The sequence below is a fragment of the Mycobacterium sp. NGS67 genome (assembly GCF_059812185.1).
The window spans coordinates 72738-92249 of record NZ_JCALCF010000009.1; the positions used below are offsets into that span (position 1 = coordinate 72738).

Below are 19512 nucleotides of genomic sequence, written 5' to 3' on the forward strand. Positions count from 1 at the left end.
GTCCCGCGACCCGTGATGCGCACCGCCGGGCCGAGCCGGCGCCCGTCGCGAAAACGTGGACTAACGTTGCACCCGTGGCCAACTCGCTGCCCGGACAAGAGGTCGAACAGGATTTCGCCCGTGAGTGGGTGGAGTTCTACGACCCCGACGACCCCGAGCACCTGATCGCGGCCGACCTGACCTGGTTGCTGTCGCGCTGGACGTGCGTGTTCGGCACGCCGGCCTGCCGGGGCACGGTAGCCGGCCGACCCGACGACGGGTGTTGCTCGCACGGCGCGTTCCTGTCCGACGACGACGACCGCGCCCGCCTGGACGACGCGGTCAAGTTGCTGACCGAGAAGGACTGGCAGTTCCGCGACAAGGGCCTGGGCCGCAAGGGGTACCTGGAACTCGACGAACACGAGGGCGAACCCCAATACCGCACCCGAAAGCACAAGGACGCGTGCGTGTTCTTGAACCGGCCCGGTTTCCCCGGCGGCGTGGGCTGCGCCCTGCACAGCAAGGCCCTGAAACTGGGTGTCCCGCCCCTGACGATGAAGCCCGACGTGTGCTGGCAGTTACCGATCCGGCGCAGCCAGGAGTGGGTGACCCGGCCCGACGGCACCGAGATCCTCAAGACGTTTCTCACCGAGTACGACCGGCGCGGCTGGGGCTCCGGCGGTGCGGACCTGCACTGGTACTGCACCGGCGATCCGGCCGCCCATGTCGGCGCCAAGCAGGTGTGGCAGAGCCTGGCCGACGAACTGACCGAACTTCTCGGCGCGAAGGCCTATGCGGAGTTGGCCGCAATGTGCAAGCGCCGCAGCCAATTAGGTCTGATCGCGGTGCATCCGGCGACGCGGGCCGCCGAGTAGCTAACGGCTCTTGGTGTAGGCCAGCACCATTCGCAGCGCGCTGGCGTTCAGATAGGCCTCCACGCTCACGGCCGCCGACTCCGCCTCGTGCGCCAGCACCGCCTCGGTGATCGCCCGCAGGTCGGCGACCACCGGCTCCGCGTCGTCGTAGGCGCCGGTGAGTTCGTGTTCACGGCCACCGAAAGCCTGTTCCACCCACCGATACAACAGGCCCAGGGCGCGGTTTCGGGTGCTGTGGATCAGCACGTGAAAGTAGGCGAGATCGGCGGTCTGGCGGGCTGCGGCGGTGTCCGCCTCCTGAACCGCGGCCAGCGCGCGCCGCAGTTCTTCGGTGTCCGCCGGCGTGCCGCGCTGTGCCGCCAGCGTGCCGATCAACGGACCCAACGCCGCCCGGATCTCGAGTAGCTCGACGAGGAACTCCGGGCCCAGCTTGCGCACCAGGGCCTCGACCACCGCCGGATGGGTCAGGCCTTCGGGGTCGCGAACCACGCTGCCGCTGCCGTGGCGAACTTCGATCAGACCCATCTGCTGCAGGCGAGCCAGTCCCTGACGCAGTGAGGTGCGATTCACACCGAGCTGATCAGCGAGTTCGCGCTCGGGCGGCAGCGTCGAGCCGGGCGGGAACGCGCCGTCGAGGATGGCGTCGGCGATCGACGCAGCGATCTGTTCGTCGACTCGCTGACGGTCTGGCGGAGGTATCGGACTTGACTGGTTCATTGGCTCAACCAATTATAGAGGAAGGAGGTGCTGAAGTGGACGACGAAACGCGGTTGGCCGCGACGCCGCGCTGGCGGGGGAAGCCGGGACGGTTGGAGGTCTGGTACGCCACCCTCTCCGACCCCGTCACCCGCGCCGGCCTGTGGGTGCACTGCGAGACCGTAGCCCCGACGGCGGGCGCGCCTTACGCGCACGGCTGGGCGACCTGGTTCCCGCCCGACGGTTCGCCACGCACCGAGCGCTTCGGCCCCGAACCGGTCGCACCCGCCGGCGGCGCCGCCTGGTTCCAAGCGGCCGGCGCGCTGGTCGGACCCGGGCAGATGACCGGACGCGCGGGCTCACTCGCCTGGGACCTGTCATGGAAGGACGCCGGCGCCCCGCTGTGGACCTTTCCGCGCGTCGCCTGGGAGCGCGAACTGCTGCCCGGCGCCCAGGTCGTGCTCGCTCCGACCGCCGATTTCGCCGGGACTGTCAGCATCGACGGCCACACCCGGTCCGTCGACCGCTGGCGCGGCAACGTGGCGCACATCTACGGGCACGGCAACGCCAGGCGCTGGGGCTGGATTCATGCCGACCTCGGCGACGGCGATGTGCTCGAGGCCGTCACCGCGGTGTCGCACAAGCCCGGGCTGCGCCGCCTGGCGCCGCTGGCCTTTGTCCGCTTCCGAATCGACGGAAAAGATTGGCCCGCAAGCGTTTTGCCGGCGCTGCGGATGCGCACCAGGCTCGGTCCGCGGCACTGGCAGCTGGAGGGCCGTATCGGCGGACGCGAGGTGTTGATCCGGGTCGACCAGCCCCCCGAGCGCTGCGTGAGCCTGCAATACACCGACCCCGACGGCGGCACCTGCGTGTGCACCAACACCGAACAAGCCGACATCCACGTCGAACTCGGCGACCGGCGGTGGTCGGTGCTCGGCACCGGACATGCCGAGGTCGGTTTGCGTGGCGATCAGGCTCCCCCGGTCAATGAAAGGACCCCGCAATGAGTTTCGCTCTCGACCCGCCGTTGCTGTTCGCCTCCGGAGTGCTGATCGAGCGCCGCTTCCCGCCCGAGCGACGCGACGTCCTGGAGGCCGCCGTGCTCGGCGTGTTCTTCGCCGGATCGTTCGGTCTGTACCACAACGTGCCCGGGCTGGGTTTCCTGTGGCGACCGTTCCGCGCGGCGAACGGACGCGACTTCATGTGGAACAGCGGGGCTTTCGACATGGACACCGAGAAACTGGACTGGCCGGCGCACGCCGCCGCCGGGGGTATCTTCGCGACCTACCCGTTCTTCCTGAAGCTGGGCCGCGCGCTCGGGCGCCGCAAGTGAGCCGGCTGGCCGATCGCGCTACCGCCTCGTTCGGCACCGCGCTGCTGCCCGAGGAACACGGCGGCCCGTCGTCCGCACAGTTCGCCGCACGCGTCGACCGGTACCTGTCACGGCTGCCGGCCACCTCCCGGCTGGCGGTGCGCGCCGGGTTGGTCTCGATGGCCGCGGCGAGCTACCTGACCACCGGACGGTCCCTGACGCGCCTCGGTCCCGCCGATCGCGAGCGGGTGTTGCGGCGCATCGCCGCGCTCAGCACCGAGGCCGGCGCGGCCGTCGAGGGCATGAAGGTGATCGGGTTGCTGGCCAACGGAGCGGATACCTTTGCCCACGAACTGTTTTCGCGCGCCCACGCTGACCAGGTGGTACGTCCGGACGCGGCCCTGGACGTCACCCGGTCGGCACACAGCGCGTCCGTCGTCACCGCCGACGTGGTCGTGGTCGGCTCCGGGGCGGGCGGCGCGATGGCGGCCCGCACCCTGGCCCGGGCCGGCCTGGAAGTCGTGGTACTCGAGGAGGGACGACGCTGGACGGTCGAGGAGTTCCGCACCAGCCACCCGATCGACCGGTATGCCGGCCTGTACCGCGGCGCCGGGGCCACCGTTGCGCTGGGACGGCCAACGGTGGTGCTGCCGATGGGCCGGGCGGTCGGCGGCACCACCGTGGTCAACTCCGGCACCTGCTTCCGGCCCCCGGATGCCGTGCAGCGACGCTGGCGTGACGAATTCGGCCTGAGCCTGGCCGATCCGGACCGGTTGAGCGGCTACCTCGACGACGTCGAACGCACCCTGCAGGTCGCGCCGGCGCCGCGTGACGTGATGGGCCGCAACGGCAACCTGTTGCTCCAGGCCGCCGATTCGCTGGGCTGGCAGGCGGCACCCATCGCGCGCAATGCGCCGGGTTGCGAGGGTTGCTGCCAGTGTGCCATCGGCTGCCCGCACAACGCGAAGTTCGGCGTGCACCTCAACGCGCTGCCGCAGACGTGCGCGGCCGGCGGGCGCATCATCTCCGAGGCGCGGGTCGAACGGGTGCTCCATGAGCACGGACGTGCCCGCGGCGTACGGGCCCGCCGGCCCGACGGCACCGCGATCGACGTACTGGCCGCCACCGTCGTCGTCGCGGCGGGTGCGACCGAGACGCCGATGTTGTTGCGGCGCAGCGCGCTTGGCAGACACCCGCGGCTGGGCCGCAACCTGGCGCTGCATCCGGCGACGTTGCTGGCCGGACGGTTCGAGGAGGATGTGTACGCCTGGCGCGGCGTGCTGCAGAGTGCGGCCGTGCACGAATTTCACGAGTCCCACGGCGTGTTGATCGAGGCCACCGCCACCCCGCCCGGCATGGGTTCGATCATCTTCCCGGGTTACGGCGCCGAGCTGCTGCACTGGTTGGACCGGGCCCCCCAGATCGCCACCTTCGGCGCGATGGTGGCCGACGAGGGCGTCGGCTCGGTGCTGTCGGTCAGGGATGAGACGGTGGTGCGCTACGACATCGCCCGGCACGATGTCGCGAAACTGCGGGTCGCGTTGGGAGCCATCGGCCGGCTGCTGTTCGCCGCCGGCGCGGTCGAAGTGCTCACCGGGTTGCCCGGCGCGATGACGGTGAAGTCCGAGACGGAACTGCGCGACGTGCTGGCCAGAACCGAGCCGAAAAGCCTGCACCTGTCCGCATTCCACCCGACCGGGACCGCGGCGGCCGGCGCCGACGAGCAGATCTGCCCCGTCGATCCGGCCGGCCGACTGCGTGGCATAGCCGGCGTCTGGGTTGCCGACGCCTCCATCCTGCCCAGCTGTCCCGAGGTCAACCCGCAGCTGTCCATCATGGCGATGGCGCTGGCGGTGGCCGATCAGATACTCGCCTGACGACACCAAATCCCGGCGCGCAGGAGTTCGCCCGGGCTACCCCTCCAGCTTGTAGCCCAGCCCCCGCACGGTCACCAGGTGCACCGGGTTGGCCGGGTCGGCCTCGATCTTGGACCGCAGCCGCTTGACGTGGACGTCGAGCGTCTTGGTGTCGCCGACATAGTCCGCACCCCAGACCCGGTCGATCAACTGTCCGCGGGTCAGCACCCGTCCGCTGTTGCGCATCAGGTATTCCAGCAGATCGAATTCCTTGAGCGGCAACGTGATTGCTTCGCCGTTCACCGAGACGACGTGCCGTTCGACGTCCATGCGGACCGGACCGGACTCCAGCACCCCGTCGCTGATCTCGGAGTCGTCGTCGCCGCCGCGGCGCAGTACCGCCCGGATACGGGCGATCAACTCACGCGCGGAGTAGGGCTTGGTGACGTAGTCGTCGGCGCCGAGCTCGAGGCCGACCACCTTGTCGATCTCGCTGTCCCGCGCGGTCACCATGATCACCGGGACGCCGGAGCGGGCGCGCAGCTGCTTGCACACATCGGTACCCGACATACCCGGCAGCATCAGATCCAGCAGCACGATGTCGGCGCCGGACCGGTCGAACTCGGCCAGCGCGGAGGGACCGTCGTTGACCACCGTGGCCTCGAAGCCCTCTTTGCGCAACAGAAACGCCAGCGGATCGGCGAGCGATTCCTCGTCTTCGACGATCAAAACGCTTGTCATCGACTCAACTCTTCCTCTCGTTGTGACCTGCCGGGCCTCAAGTCCCGGCTGAGCGATTGCTCGGTTTGTGCCTCGTCCTGCGCCGGCGGGCCCTGCGCTGCCGCGGACCCGGAGGCCGGGATGGACAGCGTGAACGTCGATCCGGTCCCCGGCTTGCTCCAGACGCCGATGCTGCCGCCGTGGTTGGCCGCGACGTGCTTGACGATCGCCAACCCCAGTCCACTGCCGCCGGTGGCGCGCGAACGCGCTTTGTCGCCGCGGAAGAACCGCTCGAAGACGCGTTCCTGGTCTTCCAGGGCGATCCCGATGCCCCGGTCGGTGACCGCTATCTCGACGTAGTCGCCACGCCTGCGGCGGCTGATCGACACCAACGACCCGCGCGGCGAATAGGCGATCGCGTTGGACACCAGGTTGGCCAGCGCGGTCACCAGCAGCGTCTGGTCGCCCAGCACCTGCAGCCCGCTGGGCGCATCGGTGCGGACGTCGATGGCGGCGTTCTCGGCTGCCACCTTGTGCCGCGAAATCGCCTCGGAGACAACGGCGTCGATGTCGACGTCGGTCTCGTTCGTCAGGCGCTCGGCACCTTGCAGCCGGGAGAGTTCGATCAGTTCGGCGACCATGTCGCCAAGCCGGTTGGCCTCGATGAGCACCTTCTCGGCGAACCTGCGGACCGTTTCGGTGTCGTCGGCCGAAGCCAGCAACGCCTCGGCGAGCAGCGTCATGGCGCCGACCGGAGTCTTGAGCTCGTGGCTGACGTTGGCCACGAAGTCGCGCCGGGTCGCTTCCATCCGGGCGTAGTCGGACTGATCCAGCACGAACACCACCGCGAACCGGCGGTCCTGTTCGCTGAGCAGCCTGGCGTGTCCGTGTACGCACAGCCCGGACTTGCCGCCCGAGCGCTTGTCCGTGGACAGGTCGAACTCGACGTCGTCACCGGCCAGTGCCTGCTTGGCGGCCTTCCAGGCTTCGTCGTCGAGCTGGCGGTCACGCACCAGGCCCAGCTCCATGGCCCGGTCGTTGAGGTAGACGACGTCACGGTGGGTGTCGACCACCGCGGCGCCCATCGGCATCAACGCCACAATGCGTTGCAGCATCTGTGCGACGGTGATGCCGGTCCACTCGGTGGTTTGGCGGCGGGGTTGCCCCATACGCCGTGACAGCCGGACTCCCGCTGCCACACCTACGGCCAGCGCCAGCCCGGACAAGACCCCGGCCAGCAACAGTGCCGAGAACACAGTCACAGCTCAAATCCTACAAATTCCGGTGAACGCCGCCCTAGCGGAGCGCGGCGAAAATCGCACAAGTCACACGCCGCGTCACAGGTGTTCCGCTCGCGTTCACGCGACGTTCAGCAAGCGGCCCACGACCGGCCGAATTCAGCCTTTCGCGGCGCCCTGGCCGGCCACCGCCGCGGCCCCGGCCTCCGCGGCCTCGGGGTCCAGATAGGTGCCCCCCGCGACCGTCGGCCGCAGGTCGGCGTCCAGGTCGTAACGCAGCGGGATGCCGGTCGGGATGTTCAGTCCGACGACGTCCTCGTCGGACATGTCGTCCAGGTACTTGACCAGCGCCCGCAGCGAGTTGCCGTGCGCGGCGATCAGCACGGTCTTGCCGGTCCGCAGGTCGGGGACGATGACGTCGGTGAAGTACGGCAGGAACCGGGCCACCACATCGGCCAGGCATTCGGTCAGCGGGCCGCCGCCGATGTTGGCGTAACGCGGGTCGGCGTCCTGGCTGAACTCGCTGCCCTTCTCGATCTCCGGCGGTGGGGTGTCATAGCTGCGCCGCCAGGCCATGAACTGCTCTTCGCCGTACTTCTCTTTCGTCTTGGCCTTGTCCAGACCCTGCAGCGCGCCGTAATGGCGTTCGTTGAGCCGCCAGGTGCGGTGCACCGGGATCCAGAGCCGGTCCGCGGCGTCCAGCGCCAGGTTCGCGGTGTTGATGGCGCGCCGCAGCAGCGAGGTGTAGAGCACGTCGGGCAGCAGGTCTTGTTCGGCCAACAGTTCGCCGCCGCGCACTGCCTCGGCTTCGCCCTTCTCGGTCAGCCCGACGTCCACCCAGCCGGTGAAGAGGTTCTTGGCGTTCCATTCGCTCTCGCCGTGACGCAACAGCACCAGCGTGGCAGTGTCTCCCATGGAAGAAGAGTCTCTCACGCGCTCAGACCTGCGCGTCATCCTCGTCGTCTATCAGGTGCGCAAACGCCTCGAGGTTCTTCAGCGACTCCCCGCGCGACACCCGCCACTCCCATTCCTTCTGGATCGACGAGCGAAAACCCAACTCCAGCAACGTGTTGAAGTCCGAATCCACCGCCTCCAGCACCTGTCCGAGCACCCGGTCGATCTCGTCGGCGTCCACCGAAGCCAGCGCCATCCGGCCGACCAGATAGATGTCGCCGACGTTGTCCAGCGTGTAGGCCACCCCGTACAGGCGGCGGTTGCGTTTGAGCAGAAAGCGGTAGACGCCCTCGTGGTTCTCGTCGGGCTGGCGGCACACGAACGCCTCGACGCGCACCGAATGCTCGCCGATGCTCAGGATCGTGTTGGTCTTGAGCCTGCGCTCGCCGGGCAGTTCCACGATGATGCCCGGCAGCCCGCCGCGTGCACCGGCGTGTTTCGAATAGTTCAGGCCGCTGGCTTGCAGCGTGTCCTCGATCAGCCGCTCGACACTCACGCGCCCACCCCGCGCCGGGCCGTCCAGCGCCGCGGCCTGCGCTTGGCGACATCCCTGTTCATCAGGTCACGCACCCGCCGCTGGCGCTCCGCATCGAAGCCTTCGATGGCGCGCCGGTAACTGGCGAGCAGCGCGTCGGTGGTGTTCTCCCAGGAGAAGGTGGCCGCGTGCTGGGCCGCGGCGCGGCTCATCGCCCAACCCTGCGGTCCGGCACCGACCCGCAGCAGGTGGCCGATGGCCTCGGCCCACCGGCCGACCTCGTGACCGGAGACCAGGGTGCCGGTGATCCCGTCGCGCACCGCCACCGGCAACCCACCGACCGCGGCGGCCACCACCGGGGTGCCGCAGGCTTGCGCCTCTACCGCGACCAACCCGAACGATTCCGAATAACTCGGCACCGCAACAAGATCCGCGGCGTGGAACAACCCGGCCAGCTCCGAGCGGGACTGCGGCGGCAGGAACGTCACGCGGGCTGCGATGCCCAGATCCCGGGCCAGGTGCGCCAGCCCGTCCGGAGAGGCCAGGCCACTGCCCGACGGTCCGCCGGCGACGACGATGCGCACCCCGGGCAGCCGCGCCGCCGCACGCAACACGATGTCGGGCGCCTTGAGCGGCTGGATGCGTCCGACGAAGGCCACCACCGGCTCGTCCGGATCGAACCCGAGCGCGGCGCGGGCCGCCGCACGGTCCCCCGGCCGGAACACGTCCAGGTCGACACCGGGATGTACCACGTCGATCCGCGCGGGGTCGGCGTGGTGTAACGAAATCAGTTGGCGCGCTTCGTCATCGGTGTTGACGATGAGGCGGTCCGCCTCGTCGACGACCTGTTGTTCCCCGACCGTGCGCAGCGGCGGTTCGGCGGTGTCACCGTCGGCCAGCGCGGCGTTCTTGACCGCGGCCAGGGTGTGCGCGGTGTGCACCAGCGGCACCGCCCAGCGGTCCCGGGCCAGCCAGCCGACCTGACCGGACAACCAGTAGTGCGAATGCACGATGTCGTAGTAGCCGGGTTCGTGCGCGGCCTCGGCGCGCAGTACCCCGGCGGCGAACGCGCACAGCTGGGTGGGCAGGTCGTACTTGTCCAGGCCCTCGAACGGCCCGGCCACCACATTGCGCACCAGCACCCCGGGCTCCACCCGCACGGTCGGCGGGTCGGCGGACGCGGTGGCCCGAGTGAAGATCTCCACCTCGATGCCGCGACGGGCCAGGTGCAGGGCACTTTGCAGCACGTAGACGTTCATGCCGCCGGCGTCACCGGTACCGGGCTGCGCCAACGGCGAGGTGTGTACCGCTAACAGGGCAACTCGGCGCGGGTCTTCGCCTGCATAACGCACACTGTCATGTTTACAGGGCGCACGCAGACCGCGGGCCGGACCCTACTTGGCCAGGACTTCAGGTTCGGCGTCCGACAACCGCTCGGCCAGCGCCCCGGACCTGCGCATGGCCCCCAGCGGATCGGTGTAAAGCCCGTCCAGCGAGACGATGCCGGCCCCGGCCTCCTGCACCCGGTTGCCGAACGCCGTGACGCGCAGGTCGCGGGGCGTGAGCACCGAGCGCCCGGCAAAGGCCTGCTCCACCTGCTCCATCCCTTCCGGGTACTCGGTGAAGGCCTGGCCGCCGACCACCACTTCGTCGGGATTGAGCAGGTCGCGCAGCAGCGCGACGGCCTCGCCGAGCACCTTGGCCCGCTCCACCAGCAGCTCCCTGGCCTGCTGGTTTCCGGCGCGCGCCACCTTCAGCAGATCGGCCATCGCGGCGGTGGACGCGCCGGTGCGATTCGTCGGGGCCACCCCGGGCAGGATCCGCAGCCGGCGCGCGGCCGCCTGCACCGCCTCGTCGCTGACGGTGGACTCCAGCTGACCCGAGCCGCCCAGCAACTCCGACTGCACCGGCAGCGGCGCGATGGTGCCCGGACCGCTGGTCGGGCAGTGCACCCGGCCGCCGATCACCAGCGCATAGCCCACCGTCTCGCGCGCATACACGTACAGACTGGTCGAGGAGTTCGGGGCGAACCGTCGCATGCCCAACAGCAGTTCGGCGCCCGCCATCGCATCCACATGCGATGCCACCGAAACCGGCAGTCCCAGCGCATCGGCCAGCACCGGCCCCACCGGGGCCTGCCGCCAGCCCAGCCGCGGGTGGTCGACCAGGCCGCTGGCGTTGTCGACGGTGCCGCCGATCGCCACACCGACCCACAACGCCCGGCGGCGGTGCCAGCGCCGTAAGTAGCGACTTGCGCTGTGCGCCAACGACGTCAGCGCGGACCCCGCGGCGTTGAGCGGGGTGGGGGTCTCGACCGTGTCGAGCGTCCGGCCGAACAGGTCGGTAGCCACGATGCTGGTGGTCCGGGCGCCGATGTGGATGCCCAACGTGACGAACGGCTCGTGGTTGACCTCCACCGGCACCCGGGGACGCCCGATCGCCCCGGACACCGCGAGGTCGGCGCGCTCCCGCAGCAGACCCGCGTCCAGCAACGCGATGACCTGACGGTTCACCGTGGCGATGCTGAGCGAGGTGACGTTGGCGATGACGTCACGGCCGACCGGTCCGCGCAACCGCACGGCCCGGAAAACCGACGCCGCCGCGGAGTCGGACAGGTGCAGTGCCGGCGGCACCACCTGCCGGTAGGACCGAGGCGGTCCGCTCGCGCCCGGCAGACGACCGCGGCTACGGGAATGGTGGGTGAAAGTAGTCGAGTGCACTGGCAGTCCTTGTCCGAGTTCTGATGGCCGGGTCCCTGGCCACACCCGTGACTTGCGTCAGTTCAGGCGCGGCAAATTGCGCGACAACAACACGAGCCCGCGTAGAGACACGCGGTCGTCGTGTGGAACAAGGCGCTTTGGTGCACACCGGAAACCTAGCACTGTTTATTAAAGTTGTCGCAATGACGCTTCCGGACGCGCAGAAACGAATCGCGGTGATTACCGGCGCCAGTTCCGGGATCGGCGAGGCCACCACCAGAACGCTTGCGGCACAAGGGTTTCACGTGGTTCCGGTGGCGCGCCGGGCGGAACGGGTGCACGCGCTGGCAGCCGAACTCGGCGGTACCGCGGTTGTGGCAGACGTCACAGCCGAGCACGACGTCGCCGCGCTGGCCGGATCGTTGGACCGCGTCGACGTGCTGGTCAACAACGCCGGAGGGGCAAAAGGCCTGGCACCGGTCGCCGAGGCCGACCTGGAGCATTGGCGATGGATGTGGGAGACCAACGTGCTCGGCACGTTGCGGGTCACCCGCGCCCTGCTGCCCAAACTGATTGCGTCCGGCGACGGTCTGGTCGTCACCGTGACTTCCATTGCCGCACTTGAGATTTACGACGGTGGCGCCGGCTACACGGCCGCCAAGCACGCGCAGGGAGCGCTGCACCGCACGTTGCGCGGGGAGTTGCTGGGCAAGCCGGTGCGGCTCACCGAGATAGCTCCGGGAGCGGTCGAGACGGAGTTCTCGCTAGTGCGATTCGACGGCGATCAGCAGCGCGCCGAGGCCGTCTACGCCGGCATGACGCCGCTGACGGCAGCCGACGTCGCCGAGGTGATCGGGTTCGTGGCCTCGCGGCCCCCGCACGTCAACCTGGACCAGATCGTCATTCGGCCCCGCGACCAGGCCAGTGCGACCCGCCGGTTCAACCACCTGGCCCAGTAGTGGTGGTCGTCGGCGTGCCGGACAGGCTCGGCGCCGTGGACGGGGTGGCCGGGGCGGTGACCGGGATCTGCGTGCCCGGCGGACGCGCCGCCGGCGGCGGCAACGCCGACATACCCACCCAGGTGTCCCAGTCCACCGCCCAGTCCCAGATGTCGCCGTCGGCGTAGGACAGCTGGATCGAGCTGCCGGTCACCTCGACCGGGTCGCCGTACATCGCCGTCGGGAAGTATTCGGCGGCATCCGAGGTCGACAGGTTGATGCACCCGTTGGTGACGTTGCTGTTGCCCTGCGCGCCCGCGCTCATCGGGTTGGCGTGGATGAACTCGCCGTTGTTGGAGATCCGCACCGCCCAGCGCTCGTGCACATTGCTGTAGCCGGCGGCCGGGTTGGACATGTAGAAGTCGGCGTACTTCTCGGTGACCACGTGAATACCGTTGCGGGTGACGTTGCGCGCCTTGTCGGCTTCGCCGTAGCTGCACGGGAAGTCCATGATCACGCCCGCGTCGGTGACGACCTGGATGCGGTGCGAGGAGACCTCGGCCTTGACCACCTGGCGGCGCCCGATATTGATGTTCAACGAGAAGTCCTGCGCGCCGTAAGCGCCGTCACCGAACGGCACGCCGTACAACTTCGCCTCGACGTTCACCGTGGTGCCCGCCGGGTAGTACTCGCGCGGACGGTAGTGCACCCGGGCGCCCTTGGCCTCGTCGGGCAACCACGCCCAGCTGCCCTGCACCGGCGGGTTGGTGGTGACGGTGAGGGCCCGCTCGACGGCGGCCTTGTCGCTGATCGGCGCGTCGAATTGGATGATGACCGGCGCCGCGATGCCGACGGTCTGTCCGTCGGCCAGCTGGAATCCGCCGTCGATCTTCTTCTTCGGCGTCACCGTGGTGAACTTGCCCGTCACCGGGACCGCTTTGCCGTCGTGGCCGACCGCCGACCCGTTCCAGGTGTACGTGCTGTCGTAGCCCAGCGGCTCGGTGGTCATGAAGACGGTGCGGTCGGAGTTGAACGTGCCGGCCACCGGCTTGCCGGCCGAATTCGTCAGCGCGACCCGCTGGAACCATCCGTCGCTGACCGCGACGCTGATCGGCGCGACCGGCACCACGTCCTGGGCGGATTGCCCGTCCAGGACGGGTTGGAAGTTCAGCCGAGGGGCCGGCGGCGGCTTGCTCTCGGACTGCTGGGCGACTTTGCCGCCGCACGCGGCCAGTACGCTGGGCGCCAGCACGCCGAGCCCGAGGGCCGTCAAAGCCATGCGCCGGTTGATCGGCGGAGGCGCGCTGGGGTTGCTCACGACAACTAAAGATACCGGGCGAAACACGTTCGGCCCCCATCGCAAAGACGCGCGCCAGGGGCTTGCGGATGAAACTAGCAGCTACAAAACGCAACCGACCAGGACAGGTTCGGGTTTCAGTGTGATACTAAACACATCACGAACCCCATCTCTCACAGCGCGGGCAACTACCATCACGTCCTCGACAGTGGCGGTGCCCCGGTTGGTCAGAGCCAGCGCGTGCTTGGTCGAGAGCCGGCACGGGGCGTCCTCGTCCGGATAGCCCTTGCCGAACCCGGCTCGTTCCACCAGCCAGCCGGCTGCCAGTTTGACGCCGTCCGGCGCCGGATAGTGCGGCACCGGTACGCCGGCCGCGGCGGCCAGTCGCTCGTAGTCGGCCGGGCTCACCACCGGGTTGGTGAAGAACGATCCCACACTCCAGGTGTCGTGGTCGGCCGCGTCGAGCACCATTCCCTTCCGCGCCCGCAATGCCAGCACCGCCGCCCGGACGGTCTCGGGGTCTCCGCACTCACCGCTCTGGGCTCCCAGCGCGGCGGTCAGCTCCCCGTAGCGCAGCGGCGCACTGCGCCCCAACGGATCCAACGCGAATTCCACTTCCAGCACCACGGCCGGCAGGTCCAGCCCGTCCGCCCGTTTCAGGATGCTGGTGCGGTAACCGAACCGCAGCTCCTCGGCGGGCGCCCAGCGCACCTCGCCGCTGCGCCGATCCAGCAACCGGACCCGGGTGAGGGTGTCGGAGACTTCTACGCCGTAGGCCCCGACGTTCTGCACCGGAGTGGCTCCCGCCGAACCCGGAATGCCCGACAGGCATTCCAAACCGCCCAAGCCGGCCTCGATGGACCGGCGCACCACGTCGTCCCACACCGCGCCTGCTTCCGCGCGCACCAGGTTGCCGTCGACGACCACGCCGTCGTTGGCCAGGCGCACCACCGTCAGGTCCGCAACGGAGTCCCCGAGCACCAGGTTGGACCCGCCAGCAAACACCAACACCGGAGCGTTCTTCGCGTTGTGGTCGTCGGAGTCCAGTTTGCGCAACACAGCGATCACCTGATCGCTGCTCTCACAAGTAATTACGCGCCGCGCTACCGGCCCCACCCGCAATGTGGTGTACGGCGCCAACGGCACCGATTCGGTGACGCGCGCACCGGCAAATAGCGAACCCACCACGGGCGGTAACGGTAGCGTGAACAAATATGCCGCGCTCATTCGACATGTCGGCTGTCTACCAGGGCAGCGTCGAGGAAGTTCACCGGGCGTTCCACGAGGAGCAGTACTGGCTGGCGCGGCTGGACGAGACCCCGGTCGACGTCGCCACGCTGGAAGAGATGCGCCTGGGTGAGGCCGAGGACAGCATCTCGGTGGTGACCCTGCAGCGGGTCTATCGGCAGAATCTTCCGGCCCTGGTCACCCAGCTGCACCGCGGCGATCTGTGCGTCCGGCGGGAGGAGAGCTGGGGACCGGTCGAGGACGGCATCGCGACCGCGTCCATCCGCAGTTCGCTGGTGGATGCGCCGGTCAGCCTGTGGGGTACCGCTGTGCTCTCGCCCGACGCCGAGACCGGCGGTTCCCGGATGGCCGCGAACGTCACCATCCAGGTGCGTGTCCCGTTGATCGGCGGCAAGCTGGAGCATCTGATCGGCACGCAGTTGCGCGAGCTGATGATCCTGGAACAACGCTTCACCACCGAGTGGATCGCCAACAACGTCTGAGCCCACCTCCCTAAGCTGAAACTCATGCGGATCGCACTGGCCCAGATTCTCAGCGGCACCGACCCGACGCAGAACTTGGAGCTGGTGCACGACTACACCGGCCGGGCGGCCGCGGCGGGCGCGAAGCTGGTGGTGTTCCCGGAGGCGACCATGTGCCGATTCGGCGTCTCGCTCAAACCCGTCGCGCAGGACCTGGACGGGCCGTGGGCCGAGGGCGTCCGGCGAATCGCGGCCGAGGCAGGCATCACCGTCGTCGCGGGCATGTTCGCTCCGTCCGGTGACGGCAGGGTGACCAACACGCTGATCGCCGCCGGACCGGACACCGACGCCCGCTACGACAAGATCCACCTCTACGACGCGTTCGGTTTCACCGAATCCCGTACCGTCGCACCGGGATCCGACCCGGTGGTGGTTACCGTCGACGGCGTCGGGGTCGGTTTGACGACCTGCTACGATGTCCGGTTCCCCGCGCTCTACACCGAACTCGCCGACCGCGGTGCCCAGCTGATCGTGGTGTGCGCGTCCTGGGGTTCGGGTCCGGGCAAACTCGAGCAGTGGACGCTGCTGTCCCGGGCGCGGGCCGTGGACTCGACGTGTTTCATCGCCGCGGCCGGCCAGGCGGACCCGGGTGATGCGGTGGACGGGTCGGGGGCACCCACCGGAGTAGGGGGCAGCCTGGTGGCGTCCCCGTTCGGCGAGGTGATCGCCTCGGCCGGAGCCGACCCGCAACTGGTGGTCGCCGACATCGACCTCGACCTGGTGGCCGCGGCCCGGGACAAGATCGCTGTCCTGCGAAACCGGGCAACATTTCAGCAGCCCGATAGGGCAGAATCACGGGGGTGACGACTCCGCAGGGACCACGGAAAGACGGCCCATCGGGTTGGGCGCGACCTGGCGATCAGGGTCCGCTCGGCCGCCCCCCGGCATCCGACCCCTACGGCGCCAGACCGAACCCGGGCGACCCCCGCGGCGGACGGGGACAGCAACCGCAGCCGCCCCCCTCGTCACAACCGACCGAGAATTTCGCGTTGGGCAACGCGAACACCCGCCGGCCCAACCAGCCGCCGCCGCCAGGCCCGGCTGCAAGCAAAACGACTCCGCTGGCCACGCCCGCCGACACGCAGGGCGAGGTCAAGAAAAAGAAGCGCTCATTTCGCGACCCGCTGTCGATCGTGCTGGTCCTGATCATCGTCCTGGCGATCGTCATCGCCGGGCTGATCGGCGTCGAGCTGTTCATCCGGAACAAGGCCAACAACAAAATCGCGGCCGCGACGGCGTGCAAGGTCAAGGACGAGGCGACGGCGTCGTTCGGGGTGACGCCGCTGGTGACGTGGCAGGTGATCACCGACCACTACACCAACATCAATATCGAGACGGCCGGCAACCAGATCAAAGACGCCAAGGGCATGAAGCTGCAGCTCAGCATCAAAGACGTCAAACTCAACAACACGGCCGACTCCAAAGGCACGATCGGCGCGATCGACGCGACGATCACCTGGACGGCCGACGGCATCAAGCAGACCGTGCAGAACGCGATTCCCGTGGTGGGCGAATTCGTCACCCGAAGTGTGACCACGCATCCGGCCGACAAGACCGTCGAACTCAAAGGCACCCTCAACGACATCGTCGCCAAGCCGACGGTGTCCAACGGGGGACTGAAGCTGGAGATCATCAGCTTCAACGCGCTGGGCTTCAAGTTGCCCAAGGAGTCGGTGCAGTCCTCGCTCGACGAATACACGTCGGACCTGACCACGAAGCTCCCGCTGGGTATCAAAGCGGACAGTGTCGACGTCACCGACAGCGACGTGGTGGTTCACTTCTCCTCACGCAACGCCACGATTCCCGCCGGCGAGACCGATCCCTGCTTCGCCGATCTGTGAGTTAGCGCAGACCGTCCAGCACCGCCCGGGTACCGGACAGCCCCAGCCGGGTGGCGCCGGCGTCGAGCATCGCGATCGCGTCGCCGGTGGTGCGGATGCCGCCGCTGGCCTTGACGCCCAGCCGGCCGCCGACCGTCGCGGCCATCACCTCCACCGCACGCACCGTCGCGCCGCCCGCCGGGTGAAACCCGGTGGACGTCTTGACGAAGTCGGCGCCGGCCTGGCGCGCGGCGCGGCAGACCTCGCTCAACGTCTGCTCGCCTGCCCGGTCGAGCAGCACGGCCGACTCCACGATCACCTTGAGCACCGCACCATCCGTCGCGGCGCGCACCGTCGCGATGTCCGAGCGCACCGCGTCGAAGTCACCGGTCAGCGCGGCGCCGACGTCGATGACCATGTCGATCTCGGTGGCGCCGGCGGCGACGGCCGCGGCTGCTTCCTGCGCCTTGACCTCGGGCAGATGCTTGCCCGACGGAAAGCCGGCGACGGCGGCGACCCGCACCCCGCCGGCGGCCAGGGCGGTCGGCACCATCGGCGGTGACACGCAGACCGCGTAGACGCCGAGTTCGGCGCCCTCGGCGACCAGCGCGGTCACCTCGGCGGGGGTGGCTTCCGGTTTGAGCAGCGTGTGGTCGACGAGTGCGGCCAGCTGGCGGCGAGTGAGTTGGTCGGGCACTAGAACGGCTCCTCCCGGCCGCCCGGGTTGCAGGCGGACGCGACCATTCCGGCGTCGTCTACGACGGGCCGCCACGGTTCCAGGTTCCAGCTGGTCTTGCCGGGTTGGGCGAGTTCGGCGAATTGCCAGTGGCAGACGAATTGTGCCCGCATGCCGGGGGTGTCAGCCTCCGGCGACCGGGCCAGCACCTCCGCCCAGGCCGCGTCGGCCGCCGCCGCGGTCCCCTGTTCCCGGGCGACGGCGCGGGCCGTCGGGGTCGGGTAGACCCGCAAGCTCGGCCCTGCGCCCCAGAAAACCCATTCGGTGTGGTCGACGTACGCCGGGTCGGCAGCCGCGGGCACCGCCCCCAGCAGCGACAGCAGCGCCGCCGCCAGCGCACAGATCAGCGGCTTCATTCGCTAGCGGGACTTGCCCTGCACCTCAAGCAACCTGGGCCGCACGTCGACCAGGTACACGCCGGTTGCCACTGCCGTGATCGCAAGTGCCATCACGCCCAGCACGCCGTACAGAAGTACCGAGAGCGCCAGCGCGCCCGCCAAGATTGCCAGCCAAACAGGCTTGGTTTGCTTGTCTGCTGCCATGTACGCGTCCGACCGTTGGAGCGAAGCGTTGACCAATGCGTAGACCGTCGTCACGACGACGGCGATCCACAAGACCCACATGACCGTACCGACAACTTGCACGCCCACCACCCTATGCGGGACGCCGCAGAAACGTCGACTCCGAGCCGCTGACGGACAGCGACTCGGAGTCGAGTTGGTGAGGCTACTTCTGGGTGACCTTCTTGGCCGGAGCCTTCTTGGCGGGCGCCTTCTTGGCCGCAGCGGCCTTCTTGGCGGGAGCCTTCTTGGCAGCCGGAGCCGGCGCGGCCTTCTTGGCCGGAGCGGCAGCGGCGTCGGCCTTCTTGGGCAGCTCGATGCCGACCAGCTTGGCGGCGCGCTCGCCGACCGCGCGGGTCTGCGAGGCAACGGTGCCCAGGGCTTCCTGAGTCAGCTCGACGGCCTGGTCCACGTAGCCCTCGGCGCGAGCGGAGGCGTCCTCGAACGCCGACTGGCTGCGCAGCCGCTGCAGGGCGGACTCGCCGCGCTCCACCAGCTCGTTGTAGCGGGAGGTGGCGGCCTCGAGGTAGCCCTCGGCGGCCTTGCGCAGCTCCTCGGTGGTGAAGCGCTCGCGCAGCTCACCGATCTGCTCGGGCAGGTCCTCGCGCAGGTTGGTCAGGCGAGCGCGGCTCTCCTCGACCCGGCTGCGGGTGTCGGTGCGGGTCTCCTCGGCGCGCTCACGCAGGTTGCTGCGGGTCTCCTCGGCGCGGTCGCGCAGGTTGGCGAGCAGGTCGTTGACCGTGGCGAGGGCCAGGTCGGCAGCACCGAGCGCGGCAAGCAGCGGGGCCCGGAGATCTTCGATGTTGTTGGTGTTCTCAGCCATTGGTTGTTCCTTTCATTGATTTCGATATAGGGGTTATTTCTCACGGTGTGGAAGTAGGCGCAAGAGGCGGCTCCTGGGGGGCGGAGTTGTCAAGACCCGCGGATTGACGTCGGTCACGCGACTTGCCGGAAACCTCCTGGATAGTCGGGTCGGTGGGAACCGGGTTCAGTTGCCCGGCGTGGCCAGCAAACTTGAAACGACGGTTTCCCCTTCGTTTTGGTTACCCGAACGGCCGTTGATTTACAACTGTCGCGGACGTCACTGCCGAGGCGACAAGCCGGGGAGTCGGCCCTACGGGCTGGTCAGTCTTCTCTGTCGGGTTCGATCGGACACTCCTCACGGTTAGCCTCGTTCTGCTGAAGGAAGGACGCGTAGACGTCCAACAGAACCTGCTTCTGACGCTCGGTTATCGCCGTGTCGGCGATGATCGTGTCCCGTACCTGGCTGGTCTCGCTCGCGTCGAGCATGCCGGCGCGTTCGTAGAGCACCCAGGCGGAAACGCGCAGCGCCTTGGCAATCTGGGCCAGGACGTCGGCGGACGGCTTGCGCAATCCCCGTTCGACCTGGCTCAGGTAGGGGTTGCTGACACCCGAACGCTCGGCGAGCTGGCGCATCGAGAACTGCGCCGTCTCGCGCTGCGACCTGATGAAGCTACCGATATCCGAGGCCACATCGGAGGCTTTGGTGGACACCTTGCTGCCCAACTTCTCCTCCGGCGGCACCACTTCACTCCTTGCGTCGGTTTGATCGCTTACCCCTGCCAGG

22 protein-coding genes are annotated in these 19512 nt (G+C 68.8%); 8 read left to right on the forward strand and 14 right to left on the reverse strand.

The window, feature by feature from the left end:
• Positions 1 to 74 precede the first annotated feature (74 nt).
• Entirely contained in the window at positions 75 to 854 is a 780-nt protein-coding gene (locus tag AC5Y4D_RS10725) for a DUF3109 family protein (protein WP_499944750.1), read from the forward strand.
• Here AC5Y4D_RS10725 and AC5Y4D_RS10730 read toward each other — a convergent pair whose 3' ends face one another.
• Positions 855 to 1571 (reverse strand): FadR/GntR family transcriptional regulator, encoded by a 717-nt coding sequence (locus AC5Y4D_RS10730; RefSeq protein ID WP_499944749.1) that lies wholly within the window; start codon positions 1569 to 1571, stop codon positions 855 to 857.
• Positions 1572 to 1606: 35 nt separating this feature from the next.
• Here AC5Y4D_RS10730 and AC5Y4D_RS10735 point away from each other — a divergent pair, with 35 nt between their 5' ends.
• The 3 genes from AC5Y4D_RS10735 to AC5Y4D_RS10745 are packed head-to-tail and all read left to right on the forward strand — an operon-like array spanning position 1607 to position 4739.
• Positions 1607 to 2557, forward strand: coding sequence for a tocopherol cyclase family protein (locus AC5Y4D_RS10735; protein WP_499944748.1), 951 nt, complete (start codon positions 1607 to 1609; stop codon positions 2555 to 2557).
• A complete protein-coding gene (locus AC5Y4D_RS10740; RefSeq protein ID WP_499944747.1) occupies positions 2554 to 2883 on the forward strand; it encodes a hypothetical protein in 330 nt (109 codons plus the stop codon). The genes AC5Y4D_RS10735 and AC5Y4D_RS10740 overlap by 4 nt, the downstream gene beginning before the upstream one ends.
• A complete protein-coding gene (locus AC5Y4D_RS10745; protein WP_499944746.1) occupies positions 2880 to 4739 on the forward strand; it encodes a GMC family oxidoreductase N-terminal domain-containing protein in 1860 nt (619 codons plus the stop codon). The genes AC5Y4D_RS10740 and AC5Y4D_RS10745 overlap by 4 nt, the downstream gene beginning before the upstream one ends.
• A gap of 36 nt (positions 4740 to 4775) precedes the next feature.
• Here AC5Y4D_RS10745 and regX read toward each other — a convergent pair whose 3' ends face one another.
• The 6 genes from regX to AC5Y4D_RS10775 all read right to left on the reverse strand — a co-directional run bounded on the left by regX (position 4776) and on the right by AC5Y4D_RS10775 (position 10825).
• Positions 4776 to 5459, reverse strand: a complete 684-nt coding sequence (gene regX / locus AC5Y4D_RS10750) for a two-component sensory transduction protein RegX (RefSeq protein ID WP_499944745.1) — start codon at positions 5457 to 5459, stop codon at positions 4776 to 4778.
• Positions 5456 to 6700 (reverse strand): sensor histidine kinase, encoded by a 1245-nt coding sequence (locus AC5Y4D_RS10755; RefSeq protein WP_499944744.1) that lies wholly within the window; start codon positions 6698 to 6700, stop codon positions 5456 to 5458. The genes regX and AC5Y4D_RS10755 overlap by 4 nt, the downstream gene beginning before the upstream one ends.
• Before the next feature lie 135 nt (positions 6701 to 6835).
• Positions 6836 to 7591, reverse strand: coding sequence for a phosphoglyceromutase (locus AC5Y4D_RS10760; RefSeq protein ID WP_499944743.1), 756 nt, complete (start codon positions 7589 to 7591; stop codon positions 6836 to 6838).
• 22 nt (positions 7592 to 7613) lie between these two features.
• The gene (locus AC5Y4D_RS10765) at positions 7614 to 8126 is read right to left on the reverse strand and encodes a type III secretion system chaperone family protein (RefSeq protein ID WP_499944742.1); all 513 of its coding nucleotides are present in this window, start codon (positions 8124 to 8126) and stop codon (positions 7614 to 7616) included.
• Positions 8123 to 9457: a D-inositol-3-phosphate glycosyltransferase gene (gene mshA, locus AC5Y4D_RS10770; RefSeq protein ID WP_499944741.1), complete on the reverse strand. Its 1335-nt coding sequence runs from the start codon at positions 9455 to 9457 to the stop codon at positions 8123 to 8125. The genes AC5Y4D_RS10765 and mshA overlap by 4 nt, the downstream gene beginning before the upstream one ends.
• A 42-nt stretch (positions 9458 to 9499) precedes the next feature.
• Positions 9500 to 10825 carry an ROK family protein gene (locus AC5Y4D_RS10775; RefSeq protein ID WP_499944740.1) on the reverse strand — a complete coding sequence of 442 codons (1326 nt, stop codon included), beginning with the start codon at positions 10823 to 10825 and terminating at the stop codon, positions 9500 to 9502.
• A 182-nt stretch (positions 10826 to 11007) separates the two neighbouring features.
• Between AC5Y4D_RS10775 and AC5Y4D_RS10780 the strand changes: the two genes are divergently transcribed.
• The gene (locus tag AC5Y4D_RS10780) at positions 11008 to 11763 is read left to right on the forward strand and encodes an SDR family NAD(P)-dependent oxidoreductase (RefSeq protein ID WP_499944739.1); all 756 of its coding nucleotides are present in this window, start codon (positions 11008 to 11010) and stop codon (positions 11761 to 11763) included.
• Here AC5Y4D_RS10780 and AC5Y4D_RS10785 read toward each other — a convergent pair.
• Together AC5Y4D_RS10785 and AC5Y4D_RS10790 are read right to left on the reverse strand one after the other, a co-directional pair.
• Positions 11744 to 13021 (reverse strand): L,D-transpeptidase, encoded by a 1278-nt coding sequence (locus AC5Y4D_RS10785; RefSeq protein ID WP_499944784.1) that lies wholly within the window; start codon positions 13019 to 13021, stop codon positions 11744 to 11746. The genes AC5Y4D_RS10780 and AC5Y4D_RS10785 overlap by 20 nt on opposite strands.
• Before the next feature lie 120 nt (positions 13022 to 13141).
• Positions 13142 to 14227, reverse strand: coding sequence for a UDP-N-acetylmuramate dehydrogenase (locus AC5Y4D_RS10790; protein WP_500037132.1), 1086 nt, complete (start codon positions 14225 to 14227; stop codon positions 13142 to 13144).
• 26 nt (positions 14228 to 14253) lie between these two features.
• Here AC5Y4D_RS10790 and AC5Y4D_RS10795 point away from each other — a divergent pair, with 26 nt between their 5' ends.
• Genes AC5Y4D_RS10795 through AC5Y4D_RS10805 form a run of 3 tightly spaced genes read left to right on the forward strand, consistent with a single transcriptional unit; the run spans position 14254 to position 16649 of the window.
• Positions 14254 to 14769, forward strand: coding sequence for a DUF2505 domain-containing protein (locus AC5Y4D_RS10795; RefSeq protein ID WP_499944737.1), 516 nt, complete (start codon positions 14254 to 14256; stop codon positions 14767 to 14769).
• Positions 14770 to 14793: 24 nt separating this feature from the next.
• Positions 14794 to 15612 carry a carbon-nitrogen hydrolase family protein gene (locus tag AC5Y4D_RS10800; RefSeq protein ID WP_499944736.1) on the forward strand — a complete coding sequence of 273 codons (819 nt, stop codon included), beginning with the start codon at positions 14794 to 14796 and terminating at the stop codon, positions 15610 to 15612.
• Positions 15609 to 16649 (forward strand): LmeA family phospholipid-binding protein, encoded by a 1041-nt coding sequence (locus AC5Y4D_RS10805; RefSeq protein WP_499944735.1) that lies wholly within the window; start codon positions 15609 to 15611, stop codon positions 16647 to 16649. Before AC5Y4D_RS10800 ends, AC5Y4D_RS10805 begins: the two co-directional genes overlap by 4 nt.
• 1 nt (position 16650) lies before the next feature.
• Here AC5Y4D_RS10805 and deoC read toward each other — a convergent pair whose 3' ends face one another.
• The 5 genes from deoC to AC5Y4D_RS10830 form a co-directional block, all read right to left on the reverse strand.
• Positions 16651 to 17325, reverse strand: a complete 675-nt coding sequence (gene deoC / locus AC5Y4D_RS10810; RefSeq protein ID WP_499944734.1) for a deoxyribose-phosphate aldolase — start codon at positions 17323 to 17325, stop codon at positions 16651 to 16653.
• Positions 17325 to 17720 carry a DUF2599 domain-containing protein gene (locus AC5Y4D_RS10815; RefSeq protein WP_499944733.1) on the reverse strand — a complete coding sequence of 132 codons (396 nt, stop codon included), beginning with the start codon at positions 17718 to 17720 and terminating at the stop codon, positions 17325 to 17327. Before AC5Y4D_RS10815 ends, deoC begins: the two co-directional genes overlap by 1 nt.
• 3 nt (positions 17721 to 17723) lie before the next feature.
• On the reverse strand, positions 17724 to 18008 hold the full coding sequence (locus AC5Y4D_RS10820) for a DUF2516 family protein (protein ID WP_499944732.1): 285 nt from the start codon (positions 18006 to 18008) through the stop codon (positions 17724 to 17726).
• Positions 18009 to 18090: 82 nt separating this feature from the next.
• A complete protein-coding gene (locus AC5Y4D_RS10825; protein ID WP_499944731.1) occupies positions 18091 to 18747 on the reverse strand; it encodes a heparin-binding hemagglutinin in 657 nt (218 codons plus the stop codon).
• A gap of 302 nt (positions 18748 to 19049) precedes the next feature.
• Positions 19050 to 19469: a helix-turn-helix domain-containing protein gene (locus tag AC5Y4D_RS10830; RefSeq protein ID WP_499944783.1), complete on the reverse strand. Its 420-nt coding sequence runs from the start codon at positions 19467 to 19469 to the stop codon at positions 19050 to 19052.
• Positions 19470 to 19512: the final 43 nt, after the last annotated feature.